A 24,027-nucleotide genomic window follows, 5' to 3' on the forward strand; every position below is an offset into this window, starting at 1 on the left:
GGACAAGGCCGTGTTCTCGGTCAGCGCCATGATCGGGGCTCTGGTGGTGTCTCGGGTGATGGCCGACGAAAAGCGCTCCGACGCAGTGCTGGCGGCGGCGAAGCGGGAGTTGCTCGCTTTGCAGCAAAAGGAATGAGCCACGCCGCCGCGATCAGGACGGCCCATGGGTTACTACGGGTTACTTGAGCGCCTGGCCATGGGTGCGCTCATAGACGGTGGTTAGCGTAGCGACCCTGACTCCTGCCTCGAATACTTCGAAGTCGCACTGGCACAAGGTGCCAAGCTGTTGACGCTGCACGGGCGAAACCGTTAAGGCTTCCCGCACCCGTGCACTCTGCCCAAAATAGCGGATGGTGAGCCATGCTGGACTTGTTGCCGCTTCTGCTTCTCCCCGAGAGTACTTGTCGCATAGTTGGGCCACCGCGAGGCACTGTGCAATGTCGTCGTCATGCCATGTCGTCACTGGCAGCATTCCGCTACGCCATGGCATGTAGCTGTTTGACGGTAGCTCGCCATCCAGGACAACATGCGCGCGACCTACGATAGCCCCTGCCTGCCTGAGTTCGGCCAACCATCGCTGCTGCCGACCGTCCCCGTGCTTCAGACGTGCGTCGACGTCGCATCTGCCCTCATACAATGGCCTGCCAACGTGGGCTGTCAGCATGACCGGGCTGAGTGCGCCGCACGTCGACTCCATCACAACACTTAGCAACAGCTCCGCCATACCCGGCTGTCCAAGGGTTGCGCGTGGCGCCTGCCCTTGTTGTGCGATTCGCAATGTTTCCCTAGACGCTCGTGGACCGGACGACGTGGAATCCATTTCTCCCTCCTGCCCTGTTGCAGGCGCCGCCAAGGCGCTTACTGGTCTCGACTATAGCGAAGAGTTATCTAGAAGAGCGATATTGGGGAAAATAGGGAAAAATCTGACACGGATTCGTCGTGAACGGGGGCGCTTCAGAAACGGACAATATTGCACGCTAAGCTTTCGGGAGCCCGGCCAGAAGCTGGCTACCGGGTGGCAAAGGCCTGATCCATCTGGCGCGCCCGCTTGACCTCATCGCTTTGCAGATAGATCGAGGTGGTGGCCACCGACGCGTGTCGAAGGTTATCGCGTCTTCAGGTCGTTGAACACCTTCATCCAGAACTTTGCCCTTTCGGTGGTCTCGATCCACAGGCCCAGGATGTCACGCGTGTCATCCCGCTCGGATTCAACCGGTCGATGCAACGAGGATCGCTGGCGCCAAGGCACGGCGTCTATCCGTGCGGCCCCGCGATACAGATCCGCTTAGGAACTACTCTGACACAAGGCTTGCCGGATCTGCCGTACCGCCTGCAGCAATTTCGGCCGCAGCTCCTCATGCAAGCGGGAGAGGGGGAAGTAGCTGGCAGCGCCGGCAAGACTGATCGCCATAAGCGGCAAGCCACGGCCCGGGGAGAACGGCACCGCGATACCGTGCACTTCCTTTACCCACCCTCCCGCTGAAGTCACGCATCCCGTGGATTGATACTCGGTTACGGATTCCTGGATGCCCCGCTCCACGACTGGCCATGTAGTCTCATCGAGTTCCTTGATCCGCTCCATCAGATCGGCGCGCTCGGCTGGGGTGGCGGCGGCGAGCAACGCCCGGCCGGCGGCGCTTGTCCCCAGCGGAATCCGGGAACCCACATCGAGGTTGAGGGTGATGATCGACGTGCTACGGCAGCATTCGAGGTACAGCGACGAGAGTCGGTCACGCGTGACTAACGCCACGACGGACCCAGTTTCCGCAGCCAGCAGCTGCATGTATGGACGTGCCACCTGGCGAACGTCGAGGTTGGCGAGCATGGAGCTGCCGAGCGCGCCGGTGGCCGTACCGAGACGATACTTGCCAGTTTCGGGCACCAGGTGGAGATAGCCGAGCCTCGTCAGCGTGTATGTTAGACGAGTAATCGTTGACTTCGGCAGGCCACAGCGCTCAGCAATCTCATGATTGGCAAGGAAGTTGTCGCCCGAATGGAAGCAACTCAATACTTCCAGCCCACGCGCCAGCGCCGTGACAAAATGCCTGTCCTGGCCTTCGCCGAGCGATGATTCCTCCTCAGGCTCATCGGCAATAGCGGGCGGCGCCATTCCTGGATTCTTCTGGATTGATTTCGGCATCGTGTTGATTGTCTTTCCGACCTGTTCTGTTTCCACCGGCTAACCGCGGACGATAGCATACTCGCCTAGGCTTGCGCCGCGTGGTTTTCCGCTTTGTGCTTCTCCGCCATGGATTCGACCAGCAGCGCCCGCTGGTATCCCGGCCTGGCTTTCAGCCGCGCGAGGTAGCGCGTGACGGATTCCGGAAACTCGTCCTGCAGACCGTTCATGGCGGCGAACTGAACGGCATAACCGACCGAGATGTCCGCCGCCGTGAAGCGATCCCCGCAGATGTACTCGTCGCTGGAGACGATCGCATCGACGCCCCGCAAACGCCCCAGGAAGAAGCGCTTGTAGTCCACGGCGGCCTGCGGCAGCTTGCGTTCCTCGGGTTCGAGGCGGGAGTACCGCATGAAAATCGCAATGGGAAACGTCAGCGTTGCTTCCCCAAAACTCAGGAAATTCAGGTACCGGCCGTACGCGGCCTCATCCGGGCGCACGCTGAGACGCCCCGATGCATGGACCTCCGCGAGGTACTGGCAGATGGCGCTCGACTCGGTCATCTTGACCGCGCCATCGATCATGCAGGGGACCGTCCCGAGCGGGTTGACGGCCAGATACGACTTGGCCAGGACGCGCGGTGGAAAGGGCAGCAACTGCAGCAAATAGGGAAGCTGCAGTTCTTCGAGCATCCATAGCGGCCGGAAGGACCGCGATCTCGCACAGTGATATAGCTCAATCATCGCTGACACTCACTCGGCCTCGAACGCCGAACGCGGGGTACCCTGCCCGGGCTTCTGGCCGTTGCCCGCCGATGCCCACTCGCGCAGCGTCGCCTTGGCCAGCTTGCCGATGCCGATTCGAGGCAGCTTTGCCACTACATGGATTTCTACCGGAATCTTGAACTGGGACAGGTTGCGCGTGCAATGCTCGCGGATGGTGTCATGCAATGCCTCAACCTGTTGACCCGAAAGCTCGGACGAATGGCCGACAAAGGCGACCACGGTCTCCCCCTGCATGTCGCACGGCTTGCCAACCACCGCCGCCTCCCGGACACCGAGCACTTTCAGGATGGCGGCTTCCACCTCGGCGGCCGAGACGTTCTCGCCGCGGACCTTGATGACGTCCTTGACCCGATCGGTGAACGCGTACCAGCCATCCTCATGAAGACGAACACGATCGCCGGTCTTGAGGTAGCCCTCGTCGTCGAATGCGGCCTCCGTGGCCGCGCTATCGCCATCGTATTCACTGAAGACCGACAACCCGCGGCGTCCCCTGACCAGCAGATGGCCCGCTTCACCGGGGCGCACTTGCCGCCCGTCATCGTCGACCACCTTGACATCGTAGTAGAGGCTCGGACGTCCAATGCCTCCCGTCAGGGAACCTTGCTCGGGGTTCGAAACCAGTACCTGGATCAGCACCTCGGTCATGCCCCACCCTGCGACCATCCCCACCTTGTAGTGCGCCGCCGCGGCGTGGTCGTGCGTGGAGGTTACCCAGAGGCGAAACGCATGCGCCGGCACCGGCTCGCTGCGCAATGCCGCGAGGGTGAAGTGAACATGAGAGCCGGCCGTGGCGTTGTGTTTCATGACCACCGGCCAGTACCGGCTGCGCGAAAAGCCCGGTTGCAGGACGATCGTCCCGCCCGCCCACATGGTCGAGAAGAAGCACCACGAGAGCCCGACCACATGGAACAACGGGAGAAACAGCACATGCGTGTCGTCCTCGCGAAGCCCCTGCTGCCGGGCATTCACTTCCGCCGCCCAGAGCACGTTGGCGTGGGTCCACACGACGCCCTTGGCCCGCGAGGTCGATCCGGTGGTGAACATCACCGAAGCGGGTGCGGACGGATCCGCTGGGCGTTGCGCAAGCGCGTCGCCCAGCAGCGCGGAAAAAGGCACCATCGATGCGACCGCCCTCTCCTGTGCGGGATCCACTGGCACGTGATCGACAACGGCAACCCATGACAGGCCGGGGCAGTGCTCCGCAAACAGCCCCGCGAACTTTGGCTGAGTGACGGCGCATACCGCTCCGGTGGCCTGTGCAAAGTACTCAAGTTCCGGTCCCGCGGAGAGCGGATTTGTCGCCACGCATACCGCCCCGGCCCAGGCGCAGGCGAAGCGCATCAGAATCGTCTCCGGACAGTTCTCCATATGCACGATCACGCGCTCACCCGGCTTCACGCCACGCTGCGCAAGGCCGCCCGCAAGCTTGCGGACCGTGTCCAGGAAACCGAGATAGGTATAGGTGCGCGACGTTCCTTCGAAAGGCTCCCATACCAGGAGAGGATGCTCACCGCGACGACGCGCAAGCTCAACGATCCAGCTCGCGATGTCATAGCCGTGGTAGGGATTTGCCAGGTCTGCAACCGATTGACCGACTGTCAGCGACGTCATCTTTGTCTCCTCGCGCCGGGCCTCGTGGATGACCGGCCTGGTCGCGCTAATGGTTTGCATCGCAGCTTGCAAGTCTGCACTGCAGTCCACTATACTGCCCCTCGGTTTGCATGACAAGTGAACGTTGGCGCAGATTTCGTTGAATCCAGCATTCTGCCGCCATCATAATGTTCTGCACTTCGGTTTATAGAACCGTTTTGTGCAGACAAAGGGGCTCAACCAACCTGAGGAACCGGATCCGTATGCGCCAGGCCGTCATCGTTTCAACCGCACGCACGCCCATCACCAAGTCACATCGTGGGGAGTTCAACCTGATGCACGGCCCGTCGCTGGCATCGCATGCGGTGCGCGCCGCCGTCGAGCGCGCGCGGATCGACCCCGAATCCATTGAAGACGCCATTCTTGGTTGCGGCTTTCCTGAAGGTATCGCGGGCAGGAATATCGCCCGGCAAACGGTCGTGCGCGCGGGCCTGCCGCTGGCTATTGCCGGCACCACGATCAACCGCTTCTGCGCCTCGGGATTGCAGGCGATCGCCACGGCTGCCGGCCAGATCGTGGTGGATGGCGCGTCGGCGGTCATCGCCGGCGGCGTCGAAAGCATCACCGGCATCCAGGCACACCCCGACGCGGAGAAGCACCTCGACCCCTGGGTCGTCCGGCACAAGCCGGATCTCTATCTGCCAATGATCGATACCGGCGATATCGTTGCCACACGCTACAAGATCTCGCGCGAAGCGCAGGACCAGTTCGCGGTGGAGAGCCAGCGCAAGACGGCAGCCGCGCAACTTGCCGGCCGATTCGCGGAAGAGATCGTGCCGGTGACGACCACGATGTCCGTCATGAACAAGGAAACCGGCGAAACCAGCGTCCGCGACGTTACCGCCAGTGCCGATACCTGCAATCGCCCGGGCACGACCTATGAATCGCTGGCCAGGCTCGCTCCCGTCAAGGGAGCGGATCGCTTTGTCACGGCCGGCAATTCCTCGCAGCTGTCGGATGGCGCGGCGGCATGCGTGCTGATGGAGGCCGGGGATGCCGAGCGCGCCAACCTCGATCCGCTCGGCGCTTTCAAGGGCATGGTCGTCGTCGGATGCGAGCCCGACGAAATGGGCATTGGCCCCGCGCTCGCCGTCCCCAGACTGCTTGCGCGGCATCGGCTGACCGTTGGGGACATTGGCCTGTGGGAACTCAATGAGGCGTTCGCCTCGCAGGCCATCTACTGCCAGCAGCGCATCGGCATTCCCGATGACCGCCTGAACGTCAATGGCGGCGCGATATCGCTTGGGCATCCGTATGGGATGACCGGGGCCCGCCTGGCCGGACACGTACTGATCGAGGGACGGCGACGCGGAATTCGTTATGCTGTGGTGACCATGTGCATCGCCGGCGGCATGGGCGCTGCCGCGCTGTTCGAAGTGTTCTGACGCCGGCCAGGCCAGACGGCACGCCAGACCACCACGCTGAATGACTCGACACACACCAGAGGGAGACAATCCATGCATGCACCCACTGTGCAATTCCTGCTCGATTTTGGCAGCCCCAATGCCTACCTGTCGCACAAGGTGATTCCGGCAATCGAAAGCCGAACCGGCGTCACCTTCGAATACGTCCCGATTCTCCTGGGCGGACTTTTTCGGCTGACGGGCAACCGCTCCCCCGCGGAAGCCTTCGCCGGCATCAAGAACAAGCAAGCATTTGCCCGGCTGGAAACGCAGCGATTTGTTGACCGCCACCATATTGTCGGCTACCGCTCCAACCCGCATTTCCCGGTCAACACGCTCCAGATCATGCGGGGCGCCGCGGCGGCCCTGATCGAAGGCGGGTTCGAGAAATACGTCGACGTGGTGTTCTCTGCGATGTGGGAACGCGGCCTCAAGATGGACGACCCGGCCGTGATCGAGGCGACGCTGAATGAAGCGGGTCTCGATGGCGCACGCATGCTCGCACGCATTGGCGACCAGGCGGTCAAGGATCTCCTGCTTGCCAATACCCAACAGGCCTTCGAGCGTGGGGCCTTCGGCTCGCCAACGTTCTTCGTCAACGACGAGATGTACTTCGGCAAGGACCAGTTGCGTGACGTCGAAGAGGAAATTCAACGCGTTCTGGCCAGATAACATTCGGAAATGATGTGCGCGCCGACCCCGACGGGGTCGGCGCGCAATACCTCTCGGCGCCTCAGCTCAGAGCCGGTTCACGCGACACCTGTCTCGCGACGCGCCGCAGATGGTAGGCAGCGTTGCCAAGGGTCTGCTCGATGGCCGTCAGCCGCCGGAAGAAATGCGAGATTCCCATTTCTTCCGTCATGCCCATCCCGCCGTGAATCTGGATGGCCTGCTGTCCGACGAATCGTGCGCCGATACCGACAAGCGCTTTCGCCGACGCGCAAGCCTGCGCGCGCCCGGCCTCGTCGTCGACAAACGCCAGTGCGCGCCAGACGGAAGACTTCGCCTGCTCGGCATGCACGAACATGTCGACGAGCTTGTGCTGCAGGGCCTGGAAGCTGCCGATGGGAACGCCGAACTGCTTTCGGGTGCGCGCGTATTCGGCGGTGTCCCGGATCATCGATTCCATAATGCCAACGGCCTCGGCGCACAGGCCAATGCGAGCAATGTCCAGCGCCAGTTCGAGATGCCTCAGCGTCTCGCGGCCATCGCCCAGCAACGCGCCGGCAGGCACCCTGACGTTGCTGAAAGTCGCCTCCGAAACCGCCGCGCCATCCACCGACGGATGGGTCACCAGTCCGACTCCCGGCGAGCCGGTCGGCACCATGAACAGCCGGAAGTCGTCACCCCGCCGCGCCAGCACGATCAATACATCGAAATTGCCCGCCAGAATGCCCTTCTTGCGGCCGTTGAGCACGTATCCGCCCTCGCCCTCCGCCTCGGAAAAAGTGGTATCGATCCTGGTCGGGTCGTAGGCGGAGCTGACCTCCTCATAGGCCACCGCAAAGCGCACCGAGCCATCAATGATTCGCGGGAGGATTTCCTGCTTCTGCAGCTCGCTTGCGCCGGCCTGGATCAGCGCGCCGGGAAACACGATCGAAGCCAGATAGGGTTCATTGAGAAGCGCCTTGCCGAACTCTTGCATCACCAAGGCGACGTCATTCCAGCCACCGCCCCCGCCGCCGTATCGCTCCTCGAATGGCAATGCAAACATGCCCTGCTCGGCAAGCGCTTGCCAATGCCTGGAATTCCCCGAGGTTGCCGCCGCCCGTTCCGCGAGGCTATATTCGCGGGTCAGATATCGCGAAACGGCGTCAATCACCAGTCGCTGGTCTTCAGTCAGGTCGAAGTTCATATTGACGCCTTACAGATTCAATTCGAGCTTGGCGAGGATGTTCTTCTGAATCTCCTCGGAACCGCCATAGATCGTGAGCTTGCGCAGGTTGAGATAGTTCGCGGTCTGGGCCGGCGCGTCATCGGGCAGCCATCCGCCGCCCGACCAGTCGAGCTCACGTGCCCCGCGAGGATAGGGCAGCGCGTCAAAGCCCAATACATCGAGATAGAGCTCCGATACCTGTTGCGCAAGCTGGCAACTGCGAATCCGGTAGAGCGACGCTTTCGTGCCCACATCCCCGCCCGCATCGGCTTCGGAGAGCGCACGAAGCAGCGTGTATTCGAGCGCGTCCACCTCGATCGTGATACGTGCCACCCGCTCGCAGAAGCTCAGATCATCGCCGAGCAAACCATCGGGGCCGGTGCGCGTCGATGCGCATTCGACCAGTCGCCGGAGATTGCGCCGGATTTGCCCGATCATCCCCGTGCTGAATCGCTCATGCCTGAGCAGGTATTTGGCACAATCCCACCCGTGATGCAACTCCCCTACCAGATTCGAAGCCGGAACACGCACCCCATCGAAGAAGACTTCGTTGACTTCGTGCTTTCCGTCGAGCGTGATAATCGGTCGCACGGTAATGCCTGGCGAGCGCATGTCGATCAGCAGGAAGGAAATGCCTTGCTGCTTCTTCGCATCGGAATCGGTCCTGACCAGACAAAACATCATGTCCGCATGCTGCGCGTATGTTGTCCATATCTTCTGGCCGTTGACGACAAACGTGTCGCCATCGAGCCGCGCGCTCGTCGACAGGCTCGCCAGATCCGAGCCCGCACCCGGCTCCGAATAGCCCTGGCACCACCAGTCGTCGCCGCTTCGGATACGCGGCAGATAGCGTGCCTTCTGCTCGGCTGTGCCAAACGCGAGCAGCACGGGCGCCACCATGCGAACGCCAAACGCAATCGGTTCGGGCGCTCCGGCGAGCGCGCATGCCTCGGCGAAGATATAGCTCTGCACCGGCGTCCATCCCGTTCCGCCGTACTCGACCGGCCAGTTCGGCGTACTCCAGCCCTGTGCTGCCAGGATCTTCGTCCAGCGCACAATGTCGTCCTTTGTCAGCGGCCGGTTCTCGACTACCTTCCGCCTGATGTCATCCGGCAGATTCGCGCGCAGAAACGCCTGGACCTCCGCGCGGTATGCCCGATCCTGCTTGCTATAGGTCAGCTCCATGGTGGGTTTACCAGGCCTCGATCCACGGACGCAGGTCGAGTTCGTGCGTCCACGCATCCCTCGGTTGCTGGTGCAACATCCAGTACATGTCCGCAATGTGCTCGGGGTTGAGAATGCCGTCGCGCTCCTTCAGTGCATAGCGCTCCGGGAACGTCTCCCGGATAAATTCCGTATCGATGGCCCCGTCGATCACCGGGTGCGCCACATGAATGCCTTTCGGTGCGAGTTCCTTTGCCATGGCCTGGGACAGCGCGCGCAGGCCGTGCTTGGCGCCGGAGAATGCCGCGTAGCCGGCACGGCCACGCAAGCTGGCCGTCGCCCCGGTAAAGAAGATCGACCCGCGTTCGCGCGGCACCATGACCCGGGCCGTTTCACGCCCCATCAGGAAACCGGCGAAGCAGGCCATCTCCCAGACCTTGAAGTACACGCGTGACGTTGTTTCGAGGATATCGAAGCGCACGTTGGCGCCGATATTGAAGACGGCGACCTCGATCGGCGCAATCTTGGTTTCGATCTCCTGGATCAACGCCACCATTTCCTCCTCCTTGCGGGCATCCGAGGAAAACGCGTGCGCGGCACCGCCTTCGCTCTCGATCTGCGCAACCAGCGGGGCGAGCTTTTCCGCATTGCGGCGCGTCATGCACGCAATATAGCCCTCCCGCGCAAACCGCCGCGCAATGGCGCCGCCGGTGGCATCCCCGGCACCGATCACGAGTACCGCCTTCTTTTCCGACATGCTAGTCTCCTATTGATTTTGCGGAACACTGTACTGCATTGCGGTTTAGTATGGTCCGGCAGATGGTCATCGTCAACTTCATTTTGCGGAAATTTTAGATCTACGTCGCCTGGTCGTCTTGTATTTGAGAACCGATACGCAGTAATATGGACCGCATAGCAGCACATAATTCAGGAGACAAAGGAGCCGGATGTGACGAAACAGCACGCGCAACCTTCCAGCACGATGAACCGGATCCACGAGGTCATCAGCCCGTGGGTGCATGCCCAGCCGGAAGCCCTGGCACTTCAGGACAGCCGGATCAGGCTGACCTATGCGGAACTGTCCCAGGCGATCGACGCGGTTGCGGAACGTCTGCGAAACCTCGGTGTACGCCCCGGAGATCGCGTCATGCTGGTTGCCGAGAATTGCGTCGCGCTGGCGGTGATGGTGCTCGCCTGCAGCGCCTGCGATGCATGGGCGGTCGTCGTCAATCCTCGCCTGTCACCCAGGGAGATCGACAACTTCCTGGAACATTCGGATGCGCGCAGAGCGTTCTACGCCGCAAATGTCTCGCGCGAAGCGCTGGACCATGGCCAGCGTGTACAGGCGACCATGGAGACGTTCCCCTACCTTGGGGAACTCGCGGTTGGCCCGCTGAACCCGACGGCAACTGTCGAACCGGTAAGCAGCGATCCCCGACAGCAAGTGGCGGCGATGATCTACACATCGGGAACGTCAGGCAGCCCGAAGGGCGTCATGCTCACGCATGCGAACTTCCTCTACATGGCGTCACTTGCGACGACGCTTCGTCGCCTGAGTCCCCAGGACGTCGTCTACGGCATCCTGCCGATGGCTCACGTGGTGGGACTCTCTTCGCAACTGCTGGGATCGGTGTCGTGCGGATGCACGCTGTTGCTGGAAGAACGATTCTCGCCAGAGGTTCTCCACACCGCGATCTGCGCGAAGGGCGTCACAGTCTTTCTTGGGGTGCCTGCCATGTTCGCGCGCCTGTTGGACTGGTGCGCGAAGACAGGCGCGTCGCTCGCCGGGCATCGGCTCAGGGTCATTGGCGCTTCCGGCTCGCCGTTAATGCCGGACCTCAAACACGCCGTGGAATCCGCTTTGGGCATACCGCTGCAGAACGGCTATGGCTTGACGGAGTTGTCGCCGACCGTCGCGCAGACCCCGCTGGACGCGCCGCGCACTGACTGCGCTGCGGGCATGCCGATTCCCGGACTGGAGATTCGCATCGTGGATAACCTTGGCAATGACGTCCAGCCACGCGAAACGGGCGAGCTATGGGTCCGCGGCCCCAACCTCATGAAGGGCTACTACAAGGCGCCGGATCTGACGCGCGCCGCTGTCAATGCGCAAGGCTGGTTCAACACAGGCGACATGGCGCGCCTGGCCGATGATGGCGCGCTGTTCATCGTCGGCAGGACCAAGGAGTTGATTATCCGCTCGGGCTTCAACGTCTATCCGGTGGAAGTCGAACAAGTCCTGAACAGCCATCCGTCCATTGTCCAGTCGGCGGTTGTCGGCCGGCAGGTCGAAGGCAACGAGGAAGTCGTCGCGTTCATCGAGCTGGCTTCCGACATGCCCGTCAGCCGCGATGCGTTGATGAGCTTTCTGCGTGCCCGCCTGTCGCCGTACAAGGTGCCGGCGGAAATCCGCGTCATGCGCCCGCTACCGGCCGCGCCGACGGGAAAACTGCTCAAGGGCGAAATCAAGAAGCTGGCCGCGGTGGCGACGGACGCGCGGCAAGTCACGCTTAGCTAAGTGCGTTCGCTCGCCTCGCATTACATAAAGCAATCATGGAGACATGCAGTGATCAGGAAAACGTGTATCAACGGACTGGGCGTCGCGGTTCTCGGACTCCTTTCGCATCCCCTGCTGGCCGCTGACCAGAACTACCCCACCAAGCCGATCCGCCTGGTCGTCCCGTTCTCCGCGGGGGGCGCGCTCGATACGACGGCAAGAGTGTTGGCGGAGCGCATGTCCTCCCATATGGGCCAGGCGGTCGTGGTGGACAACCGAACCGGCGCCGGCGGCATTATCGGCGTGGACAACGTGGCAAAGGCGGCCCCCGATGGCTATACGCTGTCCATCTCCCAAAGCTCCCAGTTGCTGGTCAATCAGTTCCTCTACAAGAAGCTGCCCTATAACCCGAATCGGGACTTCACGCTTGTGGCCAAGATTGCGGACTCGCCGCTGGTACTGCTGGTAGGCGAAAAGGTCCCGGCCAAGGACGCCAAGGAACTCCGCGCCTACCTGAAGGCCAACCAGGGAAAGCTCTCCTACGGCTCCTGGGGCGTCGGAACCGTCGGCCATCTGAGCGCCAACAAGCTCAATGAAGTCACCGGCGCGCAAATGACGCACGTCTCCTATCGGGGCGAGGTACCAATGGTGCAGGACCTGATCGCCGGCAACGTTCAACTTGCCTTCGCGACGGGATTGCAAGCGAACATGTTCCTGCCGAGCGGAAAGCTGAAAGCCATCGGCGTCACCGGCACGTCCCGCCTGCCGACCTTGCCCAATGTGCCCACTCTCGGGGAGCAAGGCTTCGACAGCGATGTATTCAAGACCGTGGGCTGGTCCGCCATTGCCGCACCTGCCGGCACGCCCAAGCAGGTGATTCAACGCGTGGCGGACGAGGTCAAGCTGGCAACGAATCTCCCCGACGTCAGGAAGCGAATCGGCGATCTCGGCTTTGTCGCCAACTACGCAGGTCCGGAGGAATTTACCGCCATGTATCAGAAACAGCTGCCGATATGGCAATCAGTCGTGAAGGAGTCCGGTGCGTCCCTTGACTGAGTGGCGTTCGCTTTGCGCATCAAAATGCGCCTGGATCATCCGCGATCGCAGAAAGGACTGATGCGCTCTGCCAGAGAGAACTTCATGCGCGTGGCGACGACAACGATGCGTAGCCGCGGCATCCGGGCGATTACCGTCGGAGAGATCACCGGCAAGCTGGGACTCTCGCGGAGTTCGTTCTATCTACGCTTCGACTCCCGGTCGCATCTGATCGAAGAGGTGTTGCTCGCATACTTCGACGGTTTACGATCCGATGCCGCGGCGAGCGTGCTGGGAGTACCGATCGGACTTGCGCGACTGGTGCGGATTCTCGAGTTCTGGATTCGTGACCATGTGGCGCAACGCGGCGGTTGCCTGATCCTGAGCGGCGCCACCGAATGTGCGACATATGGCGCCGATCCCATCCGACAGGCCGTGCACCGCGTCACGACAAACTGGCGGACCTATTTGGCCGAGCAACTCAGGGATTCGGTGGCGACCCGGCAGATTCCGGATACCGTCGATATCGAGCAGTTGACCTTCGAGATCTTCAGCTTCGTGCTCGGCATTCAACACGACTGCGTCTTCCTCGGCGAACCGGTTTCGTTTCGCGGGCGCTTGTTCCAGCGGATTCTGGAACGAAACGGTGTGGTCCTGTGCAAGAAGCTGGCGCTTCGAATCTAAACCGCCATCGGGCATGCCGTGCCGATGCCTTGTGGCAGGTAGTGACAATATCTTGCAATCATGACTGAACTCCTTTGGGTCGAACTCGGCCATCGGCCTGCGCGAGGCTGCATCCCGCAGTTTGACGATCAACAAGGGGAAAAAGGCCCCGTCACCAAGGTGGCGGGGCCTTTGCGTTGCAGGCCGCCGAGGCAGCACAACGAGCATATGATGCATGCACGCGAGCATTCCACAAGACTGCCTGCACCACTGCGCAAGAAAGCCTTTGTCACATACCGTTGGACTGTCTTTAGAACTTGTGGCGAATACCTGCGGCGACACCGAGCATATTGCTTTGGCCGCTGGCTAGCGTGTAGCTATTGCCAAGGGAAAGGCTGTTCGCGTAGCCGATCATCGCAGAATCCAGTCCCAGACCCGCATTCTTTGAATATGCCGTGGTCAGGTAGACATCAGTCCGTTTGGAAAGCGTGTAGTCCGCGATAAACGCAACTTGCCATGGGTTCGGCACCGACTTGCTGGCGAAGAAGCTCTTGACGTTGTCGTAGTTGTACTCAAGCGTCAGGCCGAGCGCCGGCGTCACCTGGTAGTTGGCACCGATCCAGTAGAAGTCGTCGCGCTCGATCAGGCTGCCATTCTGGTCCTTGTTCTGGCCCCAGCGATAGCCGCCCATGATCTTTGCCGGGCCGAACGCATAGTTTGCCGCGACCGTCGCCTTCTTGAAGCTGCCGCTGCCGAGGGCAGCAGCAGTTAACGGGTTGGAAATGGTCGGGTTGAACTGGTCGTAAGCAACGGCCACACCGACAGGGCCGGAAATGTAGGTCAGAGCCGCGCCATAGGCGGTGTCGCGGCGGAACTGGCCCGGTACTTCGCCGTTGCCGCCGAGGAGCGGGCCGTTGGCCACCGTCGTCGGCAACGCCAGGCCGGTACCGAAGGACCAGTGCGCCAGTGCGGACACCGGCCCGAACTGGCCGGAGTATTTGATGGTGTTGTCCTCGCGGAAGTTCGCGCCGGTCAGCATCACGATCGGTTCATATTGCGTGGCAAAGGAGGCCGGCACGAAGTTCGCGATGCTCTCGAACATCGAAGTGTACTGACGGCCGAAGGTCACTTGGCCAAACTGCGTGCTCTGCACGCCTACATAGGCCTGGCGACCGAACAGGCGGCCGCCTTGCTGCGACGTGCCGCTATCCAGGTTAAAGCCGCTTTCCAGAACGAAAACGGATTTCACCCCATTGCCAAGATCCTCCGCGCCGCGCAAGCCCCAACGCGAACCGGACAGGCCGCCGGAGTTCATGCGGTAGACATTGTTGGATGGGCCCGCATTGAACTTGTTGGCTGCGCTGGGAACGGCGCCGACATGGTTGGCGAACTCAACGTTCATATCCGCCACGCCATACAGCGTCACACTGCTCTGTCCGTGTGCGCTGCCGGCGCAGATTGCGCCCGCAGCGATGAGTGCATGATTAAGCTTGCTCAGTTTGCTGAATGATCTCATTGGCTCTTCTCCTCTAGTTCATTTTTGTACACCTGTCACGAACGATGTCATCAGCCACGCGTGTCGTGGCCATGGCAAAGAACATCCCAGGCTTTTTTAACGGCTTCCCCCAACAGCAACTGCACCGACAAACTGCTCGACCTCACCTCTGAAGCTGTTGCAGCAGCTCGCTCGTCTCGCGTTTGAACCGGCCCAAGCCGGATGCTGGTACGAAATCCGCTTTGCACTCGATCACCGCGACCGCGATGACCTTCGTACGCTGCATCGCCCACCTACCTGGTGCTCGCGGGTTCACGCCGCAGCGCCTGGCCGCGTCGTCCGAATAAGCTCCGCATGTTCAAAGAGTTGTCTCCTCGCTTCGAGCTTCTCGGCCAGGAAGTCCGTTCCCTTGAGTTCGATCTTGACGCCGGGCGGGATCATTCCGATCACAGTCGGGGTGCCGCCCCGACCGAGTATCGCGAACGCCTGTTCGGTGGTCTGCTTCAGGCCGATCGCCGCGAAGGCATGATGCACGCCGCCACGGGGCTCTACGCTTCGTTGGCTAACCTCAGGAGGGAGTTTGCTTGCTTCTGGATCATGACGGACTCCTTTATCGAGAAATGCTCGGAGTCCGTTCGATGGTGGAAACTTCAACTTCAGCTTGAGTCCGTCTCTAGAAAATGCTGGTCGCCTCATACAGCATATGCTGTCATTTCCCCCCAAAGGCTTTAGTCTGGCTTACGCAGGAATCCTTGGTTGCCACCGTTACGATTGGGTGCGAAGCCATTGGCTTGAAGCGTTTCTTCCACGGTGTCGTAGAAGACCCCAAGCTTCAAGATCTCTCGCGTCTGCTTCGCTGTCGCTATGGGGCGACCGAATTCGCCGGCGATACGCACCAATTGCTTGATCTGCTCGACGGAGCTCATCTTTCCCGTGCGGGTCTGGTTCCAAAGTACATCCTCGATGCCGCACCGCACGTGCAGGCCCAAGGCCATGCCGATCATATTCACGGGCAGCACATTTAGCACCGAACTCTCCACCGTAATCACGGCTCCGTCCGGCGCAGCACGCAGGAAGTTTGCCAGGTTGTAGATGTTCGCTTGATCCATGCCGCCGCTGATAGCCACCCAGTTCATCACCAGTGGCCCCTTGTAAACGCCGCGGCGAATCATCCGCTCAATTGTTTCAAAGCTATTGATGTTGTAGCACTGAAACTCACTTTGGATTCCAGCGGCTGTCAAACGTCGGATGTGCTCCTCGGCCCAGCTGGGATTCGAGGGCACGATCATGTCCCTGTAGGTGTTGTAGAGGTGCGGGAATCCCCGCGAAACTCCCTTGAAGTCATCCAGCCCAGCATGCTCCGTCACATTCATCTGCGTGGTGTTGACGGTCACCGTCACCTGGTCGGGCTTCGGATCGAGTTCCGCCAGCATATGCCGCGTATCATCGCTAAGCCATTTGGCACCCTGGCCTTCTTCCGGCGCGAAGCTGATAGAGCCCCCCACTTGGATGACCATTTCTGGCACGGCGGCGCGCACCCCGGCGATCAGCTCATTGAACATGGACAAGCGCTTGCTGCCCCTGCCGTCGGGCTCACGCACATGCAGATGCAGCACTCTCGCACCGGCTTCGTAGCAATCCACCGCCTTCTGGATCTGCTCCTCCATGGTGATAGGGATATCTTCCGGGAAGTCTGAGGGAATCCAGCCCGGCGCATAGGGAGCGGCTGTGATGATCAGCGGCTGCTGGTTCTCGGGATACAGGTGGCCGTCAAGGAAGTTCATGATGATGGATCTCCAAGTTGAAATGCGAATACAACGTGTGAATCATCTGTCCTCGCGCCACTTCCCGCTTTACATTGGATGTCTCGAACTTGACTCTTCATGACAACAACGCGGCGCCCTGTCCGGTGAGCCACCGTCAAGGCACATACGCCCGTCAACCTGGAAGACGACGTACGCGAGCAAAAATGGAAGGGAGCCACCTTCCCTCCCCGACACGCCGTGCCCGAAGTACTGTGCGCGCAAGCTTGTCTGCATGATGCTTGCGCTGCAAGCGACCGGCCAATCTTGCGATTACCCACATCCTTCGATCCGGTTTCCGTTAACTTTCCATGACCTTGGACTGAGACTGGACGGAATGCAGAAGAACCGGCTGGTGGACGATGAACCTGGTTGGATGGCGAGGTTGCCGACAGCAACTTCCGGGACTTTCGGCTTCACAAGCGCTTCCGGACCTTGCTTGGCCGACTATGGCGGCGAATGGGTGAAATTATTCCCTTCGCTTGCGAGGATTGGGCCAGCACTAATGCTGAAAAGTGGCACAGGTTCAAGTCAAGGGCTGCATCGTGTCGAATTGCGTGATTCGAAGGGCCGTCCCGTTGAGGCACTACTCGAAATCCGGTATCGTCGGATCAAGGTCTTGCCGCCCATCGGTGAGCAAAGGCGCTATCCCGAGCTGCGACGGAATTGTCGCGATAAGGGTGCGTAGGCGGTCGAAACTTGGCGGGATTGGTCTTGCTCATGCGTCCAGCGCGAAGAATTGCTGAGCGGCGGACGCAGTGCCCCTCTCTGGCGGTGCTGCCATCGATGATCACCGTCACGGGGGCGCCGTTCTGGTCAATCGCCTTGTCGAAGAAGCGCCGTGCGGCGGCGTAGTCCCGGGTGGCACGCAACAGAAAATCAACCGTATCGCCATGCTTGTCCACCGCGCGATAACGATATTCCCTAGCAGGCCGCAAGGCCGCGCACGACACATTTCATTCTTCGACTTTGATCCCTGCGTCGTTGGCGATCGTCGTCCAGACTTGCAGATCGTGCTTGACGACCTCGGCCAACTGCGCGGAGGACTTTACCGGGGGCGGCTCGAAGTTCAGTTTCTTCATCAGGTCCGCGATCTCCGGCAAGGCCTGCACCTTGTTGACCTCATCGGACAGCCGCTTCACGATCGCCGGATTAGTTCCGGCCGGCGCGAACATGCCGAACCATCCCACCGTATTGAACTTGTAGCCCTGTTCCGCCAACGTCTTGACGTTGGGAAGCTGGGGAGACCGCACGTTGCCCACAATGGCAATGCCGCGCACCTTCCCGGAACGCAGGAAAGGAACCGCCACGCTGGGATCGGTCCAGCCGATCTTCAGCACACCCGAGGAAAGCTCGGTGAGTAGTTGACTGGATGTCCGATATGCGACGTGTTCGGTCTTCATGCCGGTCTGATTCTTCAGCCACTCCATCGTCAAATGCGCGGACGACCCGGTGGCCCAGCTGCCATAGCTGTACTTATCCGGATTCGCCTTCACATACTGGATGAGTCCAGGCAAATCGTGCACCGGCAGATCCGGGCTCACTAGCAGCAACACCCCACCCACAGCTGTCTGCGCGATCGGCACGAGGCTCTTTCTCGCCTCCTGGGAAATGGACTTCATGACGGCCGGCGCAACCACCATGTTGCTTGCCGTTGTGTAGAGAATCGTGTAGCCATCCGGTGCCGCCTTGAGGACGGCGTTAGTCCCGATCACCCCGCTGCCGCCCGGCCGGTTCTCCACGACCACAGCCTGCTTCAGCGATTCGGAAAGACGCTGCGCCATGACCCGCGCCAGCGCGTCGGTTCCCGATCCGGGAGACGACGGCACGATCATTTGAATCGGGCGCGCGGGCCAGGCTGCCTGTGCTTGCACCGGACCTGGCGCGCACAAGGCAATGATTGCCTCGGCGCACACCGTGACTGCGACCAGTTTTTTCAGTAATGACATTGTCGTCCCCATGTATTTTAACTATTAGCCAGCCTGCTACTTGTTGTCTGCCTCGCCAACCAACTGTGCGACAAGGAATTTCCACCGGCTCAGGCTATCGAGAGCACGGTCATAGTGGTGTCATTTTTCCGAAGCGCGGATCGGCGACCGCAAGGCGATCACCACCACCGCTACCGTTCGTAAGATCGCGGCGCTCTTCTGCGACACGGCTCGAGGGGAAGACTCAAATCACGAAAATGGACGAGCCGGTGGTCTTTCGAGCCTCCAGGTCCCGATGTGCCTGCACCGCATCCGCCAGGGCATAGCGCTGATTGATCTCGATGCGGATGCGGCCTGCCGCCACATGGCCGAACAGCTCATCGATCAGTTCGGCCTTTTCGGCAGGATCGGCGATATAGTCGGCCAGGCCCGGGCGGGTCAGGTACAGCGAGCCCTTGCGGGCCAGAATTTGCGGATCGAACGGCGGGATCGTGCCGGAAGCGGTGCCCACGCAGACCATTAGGCCCCGGCGCTTGAGGGAGTCCAGCGAGGACATGAAGGTGGCCTTGCCCACGCTGTCGAAGACCACGGACACACCCACTCCGTCCGTCAGCTCCCGCACGCGCTTGGCCACGTCCTCATGGCTGTAGTTGATCGTGTGATCGCAGCCGTGGGCGCGCGCCACTTCGGCCTTGGCATCGGTAGAAACCGTGCCGATCACCGTCAGCCCCAGCAGTTTGGCCCATTGCGAAACGATAAGGCCGACACCACCTGCCGCGGCATGCAGCAGCACGGCGTCGCCCGCCTTGAAGGGGTAGATCCGGCGCACCAGGTAGGCGGCGGACAGGCCCCGCATGGTCATGGCCGCCGCGGCTTCGCAACTGATTGCCTCAGGCAGCTTGATCAGCGGTGCGGCAGAGATCAGCCGCTCAGTGCTGTAGGCGCCCAGCGTGTTGATGAAGCCCGTATAGGTCACACGGTCGCCGACCGCCAGATGGGTTACCCCGGCACCGACGGCCTCGACTACGCCGGCGGCCTCGTTGCCGAGGCCGCTGGGCAGCGGAACCTGATAAGTACCGCCGCGGAAGTAGGTGTCAGCAAAATTCAGACCCACGGCCACGTGGCGGACGCGGACCTCTCCCGGGCCCGGTTCACCAACGCCAACGTCCTCAAAACGAAGGACCTCGGGCCCGCCCGTTTCATAAAATTTAACGACTTTCGCCATGTTGTCTCCTGTTCTGTATCAAATATCACAATTGCCACAGGCGGCTTGAGAATGCCGCCTGTGGCCTCTCCCGGTTGGCAGTAATGCTTAAGCCATCATCTGGCCTGGCGCCACTTCCCGCTTTACCTTGCACGCCCTGAACTTGCCTTTTCATGACAGTCATCCGCTGACGCAGGAGGGCTCTGTCGCTGTAAGCGTTCGGCGGAATGTAGCGGTCTTGAGAGGCGAGTGGAAATATCGCTATCGCGCGGTGGACAAGCATGGCGATACCGTTGATTTTCTGTTGCGTGCCAGGTCCTTCCGGGTGGCATCGAACTGATGCATATGATCGCCAGGGGTCAGCCCACGTAGAAGGCTGGCCAGCGCAGCGCATCCGTTCAGGGTTGCGCGACATCTTCGCGCAACCCCACATCAGCCTTATGAAGGTTTATGCACTGCTCGCCCGCTGAGGTGCTGTCTGTCGGTGCACGGCGCCGCGAGCAGCCCTGCTCTCCTTGGGGCTGCAGCCGAATTGCGCGTGATACCAGCGCGAGAATCCGCTTGGCGCGGAAAAACCAAGTAGGGTCGCCACCTCGGTCAACGGACGATCGCTCTCGATGACATGACGCGTCGCAAGTTCCATGCGGATGTCGTTGACGATCGACGAGAAGCTCTGCCCCTGTTCCGCCAGCCGGCGCTGGACCGTGCGGCACACCACGCCCAGATGCTCGGCAACCTGTTCGATGCTGCAGCGCCCACTGGGCAACAGAAGCAGGATCGTGCGCCGCACGTCCTCAAGCATTGTCGCCTGCTGCGACATGGCAGACGCGTCTATCAACTGCTGTGCATAGCGCACCATGGCCGGATCGGCCGACGGGTTGCGTGCATCGAGATCGGCCTTCGCGCAGATGATGCAGTTGAAGTCGTAGTCGAACTCGACGTGAGGGCCAAAAAACCGTTGGTGCACACTAAGGTCGCGCGGCGCTGGGTGCTCGAAGCATACGCGCCGCGGCTCCCAGTCGGGCTTGAGGAGCTGGCGTATCAACCGCACCATGACCCCTAGCGCCAGTTCAACCCTTTGGCGTGTTGGCTGATGTGCGTTCCCAGCTATTACCGCCTCGCGAATAATGACCACTTCGCCGCATTCCTCGACCGCCAGCGACAGCGCACCATTGAGCATCGCTTGGTAGCGCATCAGCATGCTAAGCGAGTCGCGCAGCGTTGCCTGGTCGCGGATCAGTAATCCTACCGCCCCAAGATTGGACAATAGGCGCGACTCGGCCATGCACAGACCGAAACTCTCGTTGCCTGACATGGTTGCGGACGCCTGGAGCAGGCGTCCGAAACGCTCGACTGGAATCATGAGGTCCGGCTCGCGCAGTACGCTCGGACTTATCCCTGCGTCAAAGAGCATCCGCACCGGATCCAGCCCGGCGGCACGAGCGACCTCGCTGAAATTGGTGAGGGCCGCAGCGCGGACAAGTAACGACATCGGGGGGAGCTGACGTAGAAGATCGACATAGAATGATAAGTGCCTGTCATGTATTGTCAAGCGGGAGAAGCCCGCGACGCCCAAACTCCCCATGATCGAACGGGCTAATCGGCAATGGGAGACAAACGTTCATGATTCAACGCCTCAATGCGGCACCCGCAGTGGTCCGCGCAACCTCTCTGGGCAACTCGATCCGGGTCGAGCCAGTCACTTGCACGATCGGTGCGGAGCTCAGCAACGTCAACCTGGGCGCGGCTGCCGAGGACGACCAACTGATGGCAGAAATCCGGGCCTTGCTCTTAAAGTATCGCGTGCTGTTCTTCCGCGACCAGGACATCACTCGCGCACAGCACGTGGCTTTTGCGCGCCGCTTTGGCGAGCTGGAGGACCATCCAGTCGTGGGCAGCCATCCCGATTACCCCGGACTGGTTCAGATCTACAAAACCCCGGACAGTCCTCCCGAACGCAACGAGAATTCCTGGCATACCGATGCCACCTGGCGCGAAAAGCCTCCGTTAGGCTGCGTGCTGCGCTGTATCGAATGCCCGCCTGTGGGTGGAGACACGATGTGGGTCAACATGGTCGAGGCGTACAACCAGTTGCCCGAGGATATCAAGACGAAGATCGCCCCGTTGCGCGCGCGCCACAGCATCGAGGCGAGCTTCGGCGCCGCGATGCCGATCGAGAAGCGTCTTGCACTGAAGGCTCAGTACCCCGACGCCGAGCACCCGGTTGTGCGCACCCATCCCGAAACCGGAGAGAAAGTGCTATTCGTCAACGGGAGTTTTACGACGCACTTCACCAATTACAATGTGCCGGCCAACGTGCGCTTCGGGCTCGACAAGGCGCCGGGCGCCAGCAATTTGCTTAACTACCTGGTCAGCCAGGCCACTATCCCCGAATACCAGGTGCGTTTTCGATGGAAGAAAAACAGTGTCGCGTTCTGGGACAACCGTTCAACCCAGCACTACGCAGTGATGGATTACCCGCCGTGCCACCGAAAGATGGAGCGCACCGCGATCATCGGTGACGCGCCTTACTGAAAGATCGATATGGCCTCTGCGACACCGACCGTTCTCATCATCCCTGGCCTGCGTGACCATGTGCCGGAACACTGGCAGACCCTGCTGGCGGCGAAGCTGCCTCGCGTAGTCAGCGTCGCCCCGCTTGAGCAAGACAAGCTGAGTTGCGCTGCCCGCGTCGACGCGATCGATCGCGCTCTGGCCACCATCGAGGGGCCGGTGATCATCGTGGCGCACAGCGCAGGCGCGATGATGGTCGCCCATTGGGCGGCGCGAGGCGCCACACGCGGGATCCTCGGCGCACTGCTTGCAGCGCCCGCGGACCTCGAGACGCCCATGCCGGCAGGCTATCCGACAACCGACACACTGAGCGACCACGGATGGCTGCCGATCCCTCGCGGCACATTGCCGTTTCCGAGCATCGTTGCGGCAAGCAGCAACGATGCTCTGACGCCTCTCGATCGCGCCCGTGACCTGGCGCAGGCGTGGGGCAGTCGCTTCGTCGAACTCGGCGAGGTCGGGCATCTGAATCCCGCTTCAGGTTATGGCGAGTGGCCGCAGGCCGAAGCGTTCATTCGCGAACTCTCGTGATCGACACCCGGTCGGGCGCCACCGGCCGGGAGAAACAAAGGGGCCTGGTGCAATTCCAGTCGACAGGCCCCACGGACGACCCGGCTGAGCTGGTATCCGCCAGAAGTCAGCCGGGACGAAAGCCCGCCCCCTCCCCCGATAAGAGGAACTCGCCGGATCGGCAATGCTGCATCCGCTGACCGATGATTGCGCAAAGCTCATCGGTGGTGCCGTGGGCGAGTTCGCTCAAAGTATCTTCTTATTTACTCCGGCTGGTAGTTAATGGACTTCAGCAGCGCGGACTGTTGCTGGTATGCCTGCTTCAGGTCCGCCATCAACTCTTCCGAGGTGGCACCCCCGCCCTGCTCCATGCCCATGTCCTTGACGCGGTTCTGCACTGCGGGTTGCTTGAAATATGCCTGCGTCACCTCGCGGATTTTTTGCTGGACTGCCGGAGCGACATCCGGGCGGGACCACACGGCGAACCAGCCTGCTTCCGCCAGTTGCGGGTAACCGAGCTCCTTGAAAGTAGGCACATCCGGCAATCCGGCAATCCGCGTCGGATAGTTCACCGCAATCGCTTTGATCTTTCCCGCTTTGATCAGCGGCAAAGAGGTAGTCACCCCATCGAACATCAGGGGCACATGGCCGCCCATCAGGTCGTTCAATGCCGGGGGAGAGCCTTTGTAGCCCACATGCCGCATTTGCACATGCGTGAGTTGCCCGAGCAGCATGCCCGAAGTGTGGCCCTTCAATCCCGCAGCGTAAGAAGCGAAAATGAGCCCGTCCTTTCGCGATTTGCCGTAGTCCACCAACTGCTTCAGGTTGGAGACGGGCACATCCTTGTTGGCAACCAGCACTAACCCCGTGCGACTGATCTGGGCCAGAGGCTTCAGGTCCTCAAAGGGTTTGTAATGGACCTTGTAGGCCAACGGAGCTTCGCTCACGACGCCGCCCTGGATGACCAGGAGGGTGTGGCCATCCTTGCCGGTGGACTGCAAATCGCTGATCGCCAGCGCGCCGGCGGCACCGGGCTTGTTTTCTACGATGACCGGCTTGCTCAATTTTTGCTGCAGGCCTTCCGCCAGCAACCGCGCCAACGCGTCGGCACTGCCGCCGGCAGGCCCCGCCACCACCAGACGGATCGGCTTGCTCGGCCAAGCCTCCTGGGCCTGAGCCATGGGCATCCCGCCGGCGACACCAACACCAATCGCCAAGGCGTAACCGCGCCACCAGAAATTATTGGTCTGCTTCTTCATGTCTATCCCTTTTGATTGCTACGCTTTGCGTGTTAGGAAAGGTTTGTCGCCGATGAGCTCGAT

The 24,027-nt window shown here is 61.1% G+C and carries 20 protein-coding genes and 5 pseudogenes; 9 read left to right on the plus strand and 16 right to left on the minus strand.

Annotated features, from left to right (window positions below):
• Positions 1-1,008 precede the first annotated feature (1,008 nt).
• The 5 genes and pseudogenes from ACYP5B_RS28250 to ACYP5B_RS28270 form a co-directional block, all read right to left on the minus strand.
• Positions 1,009-1,113 (minus strand): annotated as a pseudogene (locus ACYP5B_RS28250) (integrase); the annotation flags it as partial.
• Positions 1,109-1,198 (minus strand): annotated as a pseudogene (locus tag ACYP5B_RS28255) (transposase); the annotation flags it as partial. The pseudogenes ACYP5B_RS28255 and ACYP5B_RS28250, both read right to left, overlap by 5 nt.
• An 87-nt stretch (positions 1,199-1,285) precedes the next feature.
• Positions 1,286-2,176, minus strand: coding sequence for an IclR family transcriptional regulator (locus ACYP5B_RS28260; protein ID WP_400101838.1), 891 nt, complete (start codon positions 2,174-2,176; stop codon positions 1,286-1,288).
• A gap of 29 nt (positions 2,177-2,205) precedes the next feature.
• Positions 2,206-2,862, minus strand: coding sequence for a glutathione S-transferase family protein (locus ACYP5B_RS28265; protein ID WP_400101839.1), 657 nt, complete (start codon positions 2,860-2,862; stop codon positions 2,206-2,208).
• A 9-nt stretch (positions 2,863-2,871) separates the two neighbouring features.
• The gene (locus ACYP5B_RS28270) at positions 2,872-4,515 is read right to left on the minus strand and encodes a class I adenylate-forming enzyme family protein (protein ID WP_459571908.1); all 1,644 of its coding nucleotides are present in this window, start codon (positions 4,513-4,515) and stop codon (positions 2,872-2,874) included.
• Positions 4,516-4,757: 242 nt separating this feature from the next.
• Between ACYP5B_RS28270 and ACYP5B_RS28275 the strand changes: the two genes are divergently transcribed.
• Both ACYP5B_RS28275 and ACYP5B_RS28280 read left to right on the plus strand, forming a co-directional pair.
• Positions 4,758-5,939 (plus strand): acetyl-CoA C-acyltransferase, encoded by a 1,182-nt coding sequence (locus ACYP5B_RS28275; RefSeq protein ID WP_459571909.1) that lies wholly within the window; start codon positions 4,758-4,760, stop codon positions 5,937-5,939.
• Between the two features lie 72 nt (positions 5,940-6,011).
• Complete coding sequence (locus ACYP5B_RS28280) at positions 6,012-6,629, plus strand: DsbA family protein (protein ID WP_459571910.1); 618 nt, start codon at positions 6,012-6,014, stop codon at positions 6,627-6,629.
• 61 nt (positions 6,630-6,690) lie between these two features.
• Here ACYP5B_RS28280 and ACYP5B_RS28285 read toward each other — a convergent pair whose 3' ends face one another.
• The 3 genes from ACYP5B_RS28285 to ACYP5B_RS28295 are packed head-to-tail and all read right to left on the minus strand — an operon-like array spanning position 6,691 to position 9,754.
• Positions 6,691-7,812, minus strand: coding sequence for an acyl-CoA dehydrogenase family protein (locus ACYP5B_RS28285; RefSeq protein WP_400097167.1), 1,122 nt, complete (start codon positions 7,810-7,812; stop codon positions 6,691-6,693).
• 9 nt (positions 7,813-7,821) lie between these two features.
• Complete coding sequence (locus tag ACYP5B_RS28290; protein ID WP_459571911.1) at positions 7,822-9,018, minus strand: acyl-CoA dehydrogenase family protein; 1,197 nt, start codon at positions 9,016-9,018, stop codon at positions 7,822-7,824.
• Positions 9,019-9,025: 7 nt separating this feature from the next.
• The gene (locus ACYP5B_RS28295) at positions 9,026-9,754 is read right to left on the minus strand and encodes an SDR family oxidoreductase (RefSeq protein ID WP_459571912.1); all 729 of its coding nucleotides are present in this window, start codon (positions 9,752-9,754) and stop codon (positions 9,026-9,028) included.
• A 192-nt stretch (positions 9,755-9,946) separates the two neighbouring features.
• Between ACYP5B_RS28295 and ACYP5B_RS28300 the strand changes: the two genes are divergently transcribed.
• The 3 genes from ACYP5B_RS28300 to ACYP5B_RS28310 are packed head-to-tail and all read left to right on the plus strand — an operon-like array spanning position 9,947 to position 13,213.
• Positions 9,947-11,515 (plus strand): class I adenylate-forming enzyme family protein, encoded by a 1,569-nt coding sequence (locus ACYP5B_RS28300; RefSeq protein ID WP_459571913.1) that lies wholly within the window; start codon positions 9,947-9,949, stop codon positions 11,513-11,515.
• A 48-nt stretch (positions 11,516-11,563) separates the two neighbouring features.
• Positions 11,564-12,550: a Bug family tripartite tricarboxylate transporter substrate binding protein gene (locus ACYP5B_RS28305; RefSeq protein ID WP_459571914.1), complete on the plus strand. Its 987-nt coding sequence runs from the start codon at positions 11,564-11,566 to the stop codon at positions 12,548-12,550.
• 12 nt (positions 12,551-12,562) lie between these two features.
• A complete protein-coding gene (locus ACYP5B_RS28310; RefSeq protein WP_459571915.1) occupies positions 12,563-13,213 on the plus strand; it encodes a TetR/AcrR family transcriptional regulator in 651 nt (216 codons plus the stop codon).
• Positions 13,214-13,502: 289 nt separating this feature from the next.
• On the opposite strand, the gene ACYP5B_RS28315 is transcribed toward ACYP5B_RS28310, so the two are convergent.
• The 3 genes and pseudogenes from ACYP5B_RS28315 to ACYP5B_RS28325 all read right to left on the minus strand — a co-directional run bounded on the left by ACYP5B_RS28315 (position 13,503) and on the right by ACYP5B_RS28325 (position 16,471).
• On the minus strand, positions 13,503-14,708 hold the full coding sequence (locus ACYP5B_RS28315; protein WP_459571916.1) for a porin: 1,206 nt from the start codon (positions 14,706-14,708) through the stop codon (positions 13,503-13,505).
• A 363-nt stretch (positions 14,709-15,071) separates the two neighbouring features.
• A pseudogene (locus ACYP5B_RS28320) lies at positions 15,072-15,227 on the minus strand (alcohol dehydrogenase); the annotation flags it as partial.
• 188 nt (positions 15,228-15,415) lie between these two features.
• A complete protein-coding gene (locus ACYP5B_RS28325; RefSeq protein WP_318233728.1) occupies positions 15,416-16,471 on the minus strand; it encodes a beta-keto acid cleavage family enzyme in 1,056 nt (351 codons plus the stop codon).
• Between the two features lie 390 nt (positions 16,472-16,861).
• Here ACYP5B_RS28325 and ACYP5B_RS28330 point away from each other — a divergent pair, with 390 nt between their 5' ends.
• The gene (locus ACYP5B_RS28330) at positions 16,862-17,050 is read left to right on the plus strand and encodes a transposase DNA-binding-containing protein (RefSeq protein WP_400097155.1); all 189 of its coding nucleotides are present in this window, start codon (positions 16,862-16,864) and stop codon (positions 17,048-17,050) included.
• A 209-nt stretch (positions 17,051-17,259) separates the two neighbouring features.
• Here the strand turns inward: ACYP5B_RS28330 and ACYP5B_RS28335 are convergent.
• The 3 genes and pseudogenes from ACYP5B_RS28335 to ACYP5B_RS28345 form a co-directional block, all read right to left on the minus strand.
• A pseudogene (locus tag ACYP5B_RS28335) lies at positions 17,260-17,412 on the minus strand (DDE-type integrase/transposase/recombinase); the annotation flags it as partial.
• Between the two features lie 33 nt (positions 17,413-17,445).
• Positions 17,446-18,438 carry a Bug family tripartite tricarboxylate transporter substrate binding protein gene (locus ACYP5B_RS28340; protein WP_400097153.1) on the minus strand — a complete coding sequence of 331 codons (993 nt, stop codon included), beginning with the start codon at positions 18,436-18,438 and terminating at the stop codon, positions 17,446-17,448.
• A 223-nt stretch (positions 18,439-18,661) separates the two neighbouring features.
• Positions 18,662-19,642 (minus strand): quinone oxidoreductase family protein, encoded by a 981-nt coding sequence (locus tag ACYP5B_RS28345; protein ID WP_400097151.1) that lies wholly within the window; start codon positions 19,640-19,642, stop codon positions 18,662-18,664.
• 217 nt (positions 19,643-19,859) lie between these two features.
• On the opposite strand from ACYP5B_RS28345, the pseudogene ACYP5B_RS28350 reads away from it, so the two are divergent.
• Positions 19,860-19,955, plus strand: a pseudogene (locus tag ACYP5B_RS28350) (DDE-type integrase/transposase/recombinase); the annotation flags it as partial.
• A 114-nt stretch (positions 19,956-20,069) separates the two neighbouring features.
• Here ACYP5B_RS28350 and ACYP5B_RS28355 read toward each other — a convergent pair.
• Complete coding sequence (locus tag ACYP5B_RS28355) at positions 20,070-21,113, minus strand: AraC family transcriptional regulator (RefSeq protein WP_400097149.1); 1,044 nt, start codon at positions 21,111-21,113, stop codon at positions 20,070-20,072.
• A gap of 131 nt (positions 21,114-21,244) precedes the next feature.
• On the opposite strand from ACYP5B_RS28355, the gene ACYP5B_RS28360 reads away from it, so the two are divergent.
• Together ACYP5B_RS28360 and ACYP5B_RS28365 are read left to right on the plus strand one after the other, a co-directional pair.
• Complete coding sequence (locus ACYP5B_RS28360; RefSeq protein WP_400097148.1) at positions 21,245-22,156, plus strand: TauD/TfdA dioxygenase family protein; 912 nt, start codon at positions 21,245-21,247, stop codon at positions 22,154-22,156.
• 9 nt (positions 22,157-22,165) lie between these two features.
• Positions 22,166-22,726, plus strand: coding sequence for an RBBP9/YdeN family alpha/beta hydrolase (locus ACYP5B_RS28365; protein WP_400097146.1), 561 nt, complete (start codon positions 22,166-22,168; stop codon positions 22,724-22,726).
• 242 nt (positions 22,727-22,968) lie between these two features.
• On the opposite strand, the gene ACYP5B_RS28370 is transcribed toward ACYP5B_RS28365, so the two are convergent.
• Positions 22,969-23,964, minus strand: a complete 996-nt coding sequence (locus tag ACYP5B_RS28370; protein ID WP_400097144.1) for a Bug family tripartite tricarboxylate transporter substrate binding protein — start codon at positions 23,962-23,964, stop codon at positions 22,969-22,971.
• Positions 23,965-24,027 lie beyond the last annotated feature (63 nt).

It is taken from the genome of Cupriavidus sp. 8B (assembly GCF_054589115.1).

Excerpts from the sequence above, each read along its gene's own strand:
- ACYP5B_RS28280 (WP_459571910.1), top strand. The coding sequence starts at position 6,012 with ATGCATGCACCCACTGTGCAATTCCTGCTCGATTTTGGCAGCCCCAAT.
- ACYP5B_RS28270 (WP_459571908.1), bottom strand. The coding sequence starts at position 4,515 with ATGACGTCGCTGACAGTCGGTCAATCGGTTGCAGACCTGGCAAATCCC.
- ACYP5B_RS28325 (WP_318233728.1), bottom strand. The coding sequence starts at position 16,471 with ATGAACTTCCTTGACGGCCACCTGTATCCCGAGAACCAGCAGCCGCTG.
- ACYP5B_RS28360 (WP_400097148.1), top strand. The coding sequence starts at position 21,245 with ATGATTCAACGCCTCAATGCGGCACCCGCAGTGGTCCGCGCAACCTCT.
- ACYP5B_RS28290 (WP_459571911.1), bottom strand. The coding sequence starts at position 9,018 with ATGGAGCTGACCTATAGCAAGCAGGATCGGGCATACCGCGCGGAGGTC.
- ACYP5B_RS28275 (WP_459571909.1), top strand. The coding sequence starts at position 4,758 with ATGCGCCAGGCCGTCATCGTTTCAACCGCACGCACGCCCATCACCAAG.
- ACYP5B_RS28295 (WP_459571912.1), bottom strand. The coding sequence starts at position 9,754 with ATGTCGGAAAAGAAGGCGGTACTCGTGATCGGTGCCGGGGATGCCACC.
- ACYP5B_RS28365 (WP_400097146.1), top strand. The coding sequence starts at position 22,166 with ATGGCCTCTGCGACACCGACCGTTCTCATCATCCCTGGCCTGCGTGAC.
- ACYP5B_RS28370 (WP_400097144.1), bottom strand. The coding sequence starts at position 23,964 with ATGAAGAAGCAGACCAATAATTTCTGGTGGCGCGGTTACGCCTTGGCG.
- ACYP5B_RS28265 (WP_400101839.1), bottom strand. The coding sequence starts at position 2,862 with ATGATTGAGCTATATCACTGTGCGAGATCGCGGTCCTTCCGGCCGCTA.
- ACYP5B_RS28345 (WP_400097151.1), bottom strand. The coding sequence starts at position 19,642 with ATGGCGAAAGTCGTTAAATTTTATGAAACGGGCGGGCCCGAGGTCCTT.
- ACYP5B_RS28285 (WP_400097167.1), bottom strand. The coding sequence starts at position 7,812 with ATGAACTTCGACCTGACTGAAGACCAGCGACTGGTGATTGACGCCGTT.
- ACYP5B_RS28340 (WP_400097153.1), bottom strand. The coding sequence starts at position 18,438 with ATGTCATTACTGAAAAAACTGGTCGCAGTCACGGTGTGCGCCGAGGCA.
- ACYP5B_RS28355 (WP_400097149.1), bottom strand. The coding sequence starts at position 21,113 with ATGTCGTTACTTGTCCGCGCTGCGGCCCTCACCAATTTCAGCGAGGTC.
- ACYP5B_RS28315 (WP_459571916.1), bottom strand. The coding sequence starts at position 14,708 with ATGAGATCATTCAGCAAACTGAGCAAGCTTAATCATGCACTCATCGCT.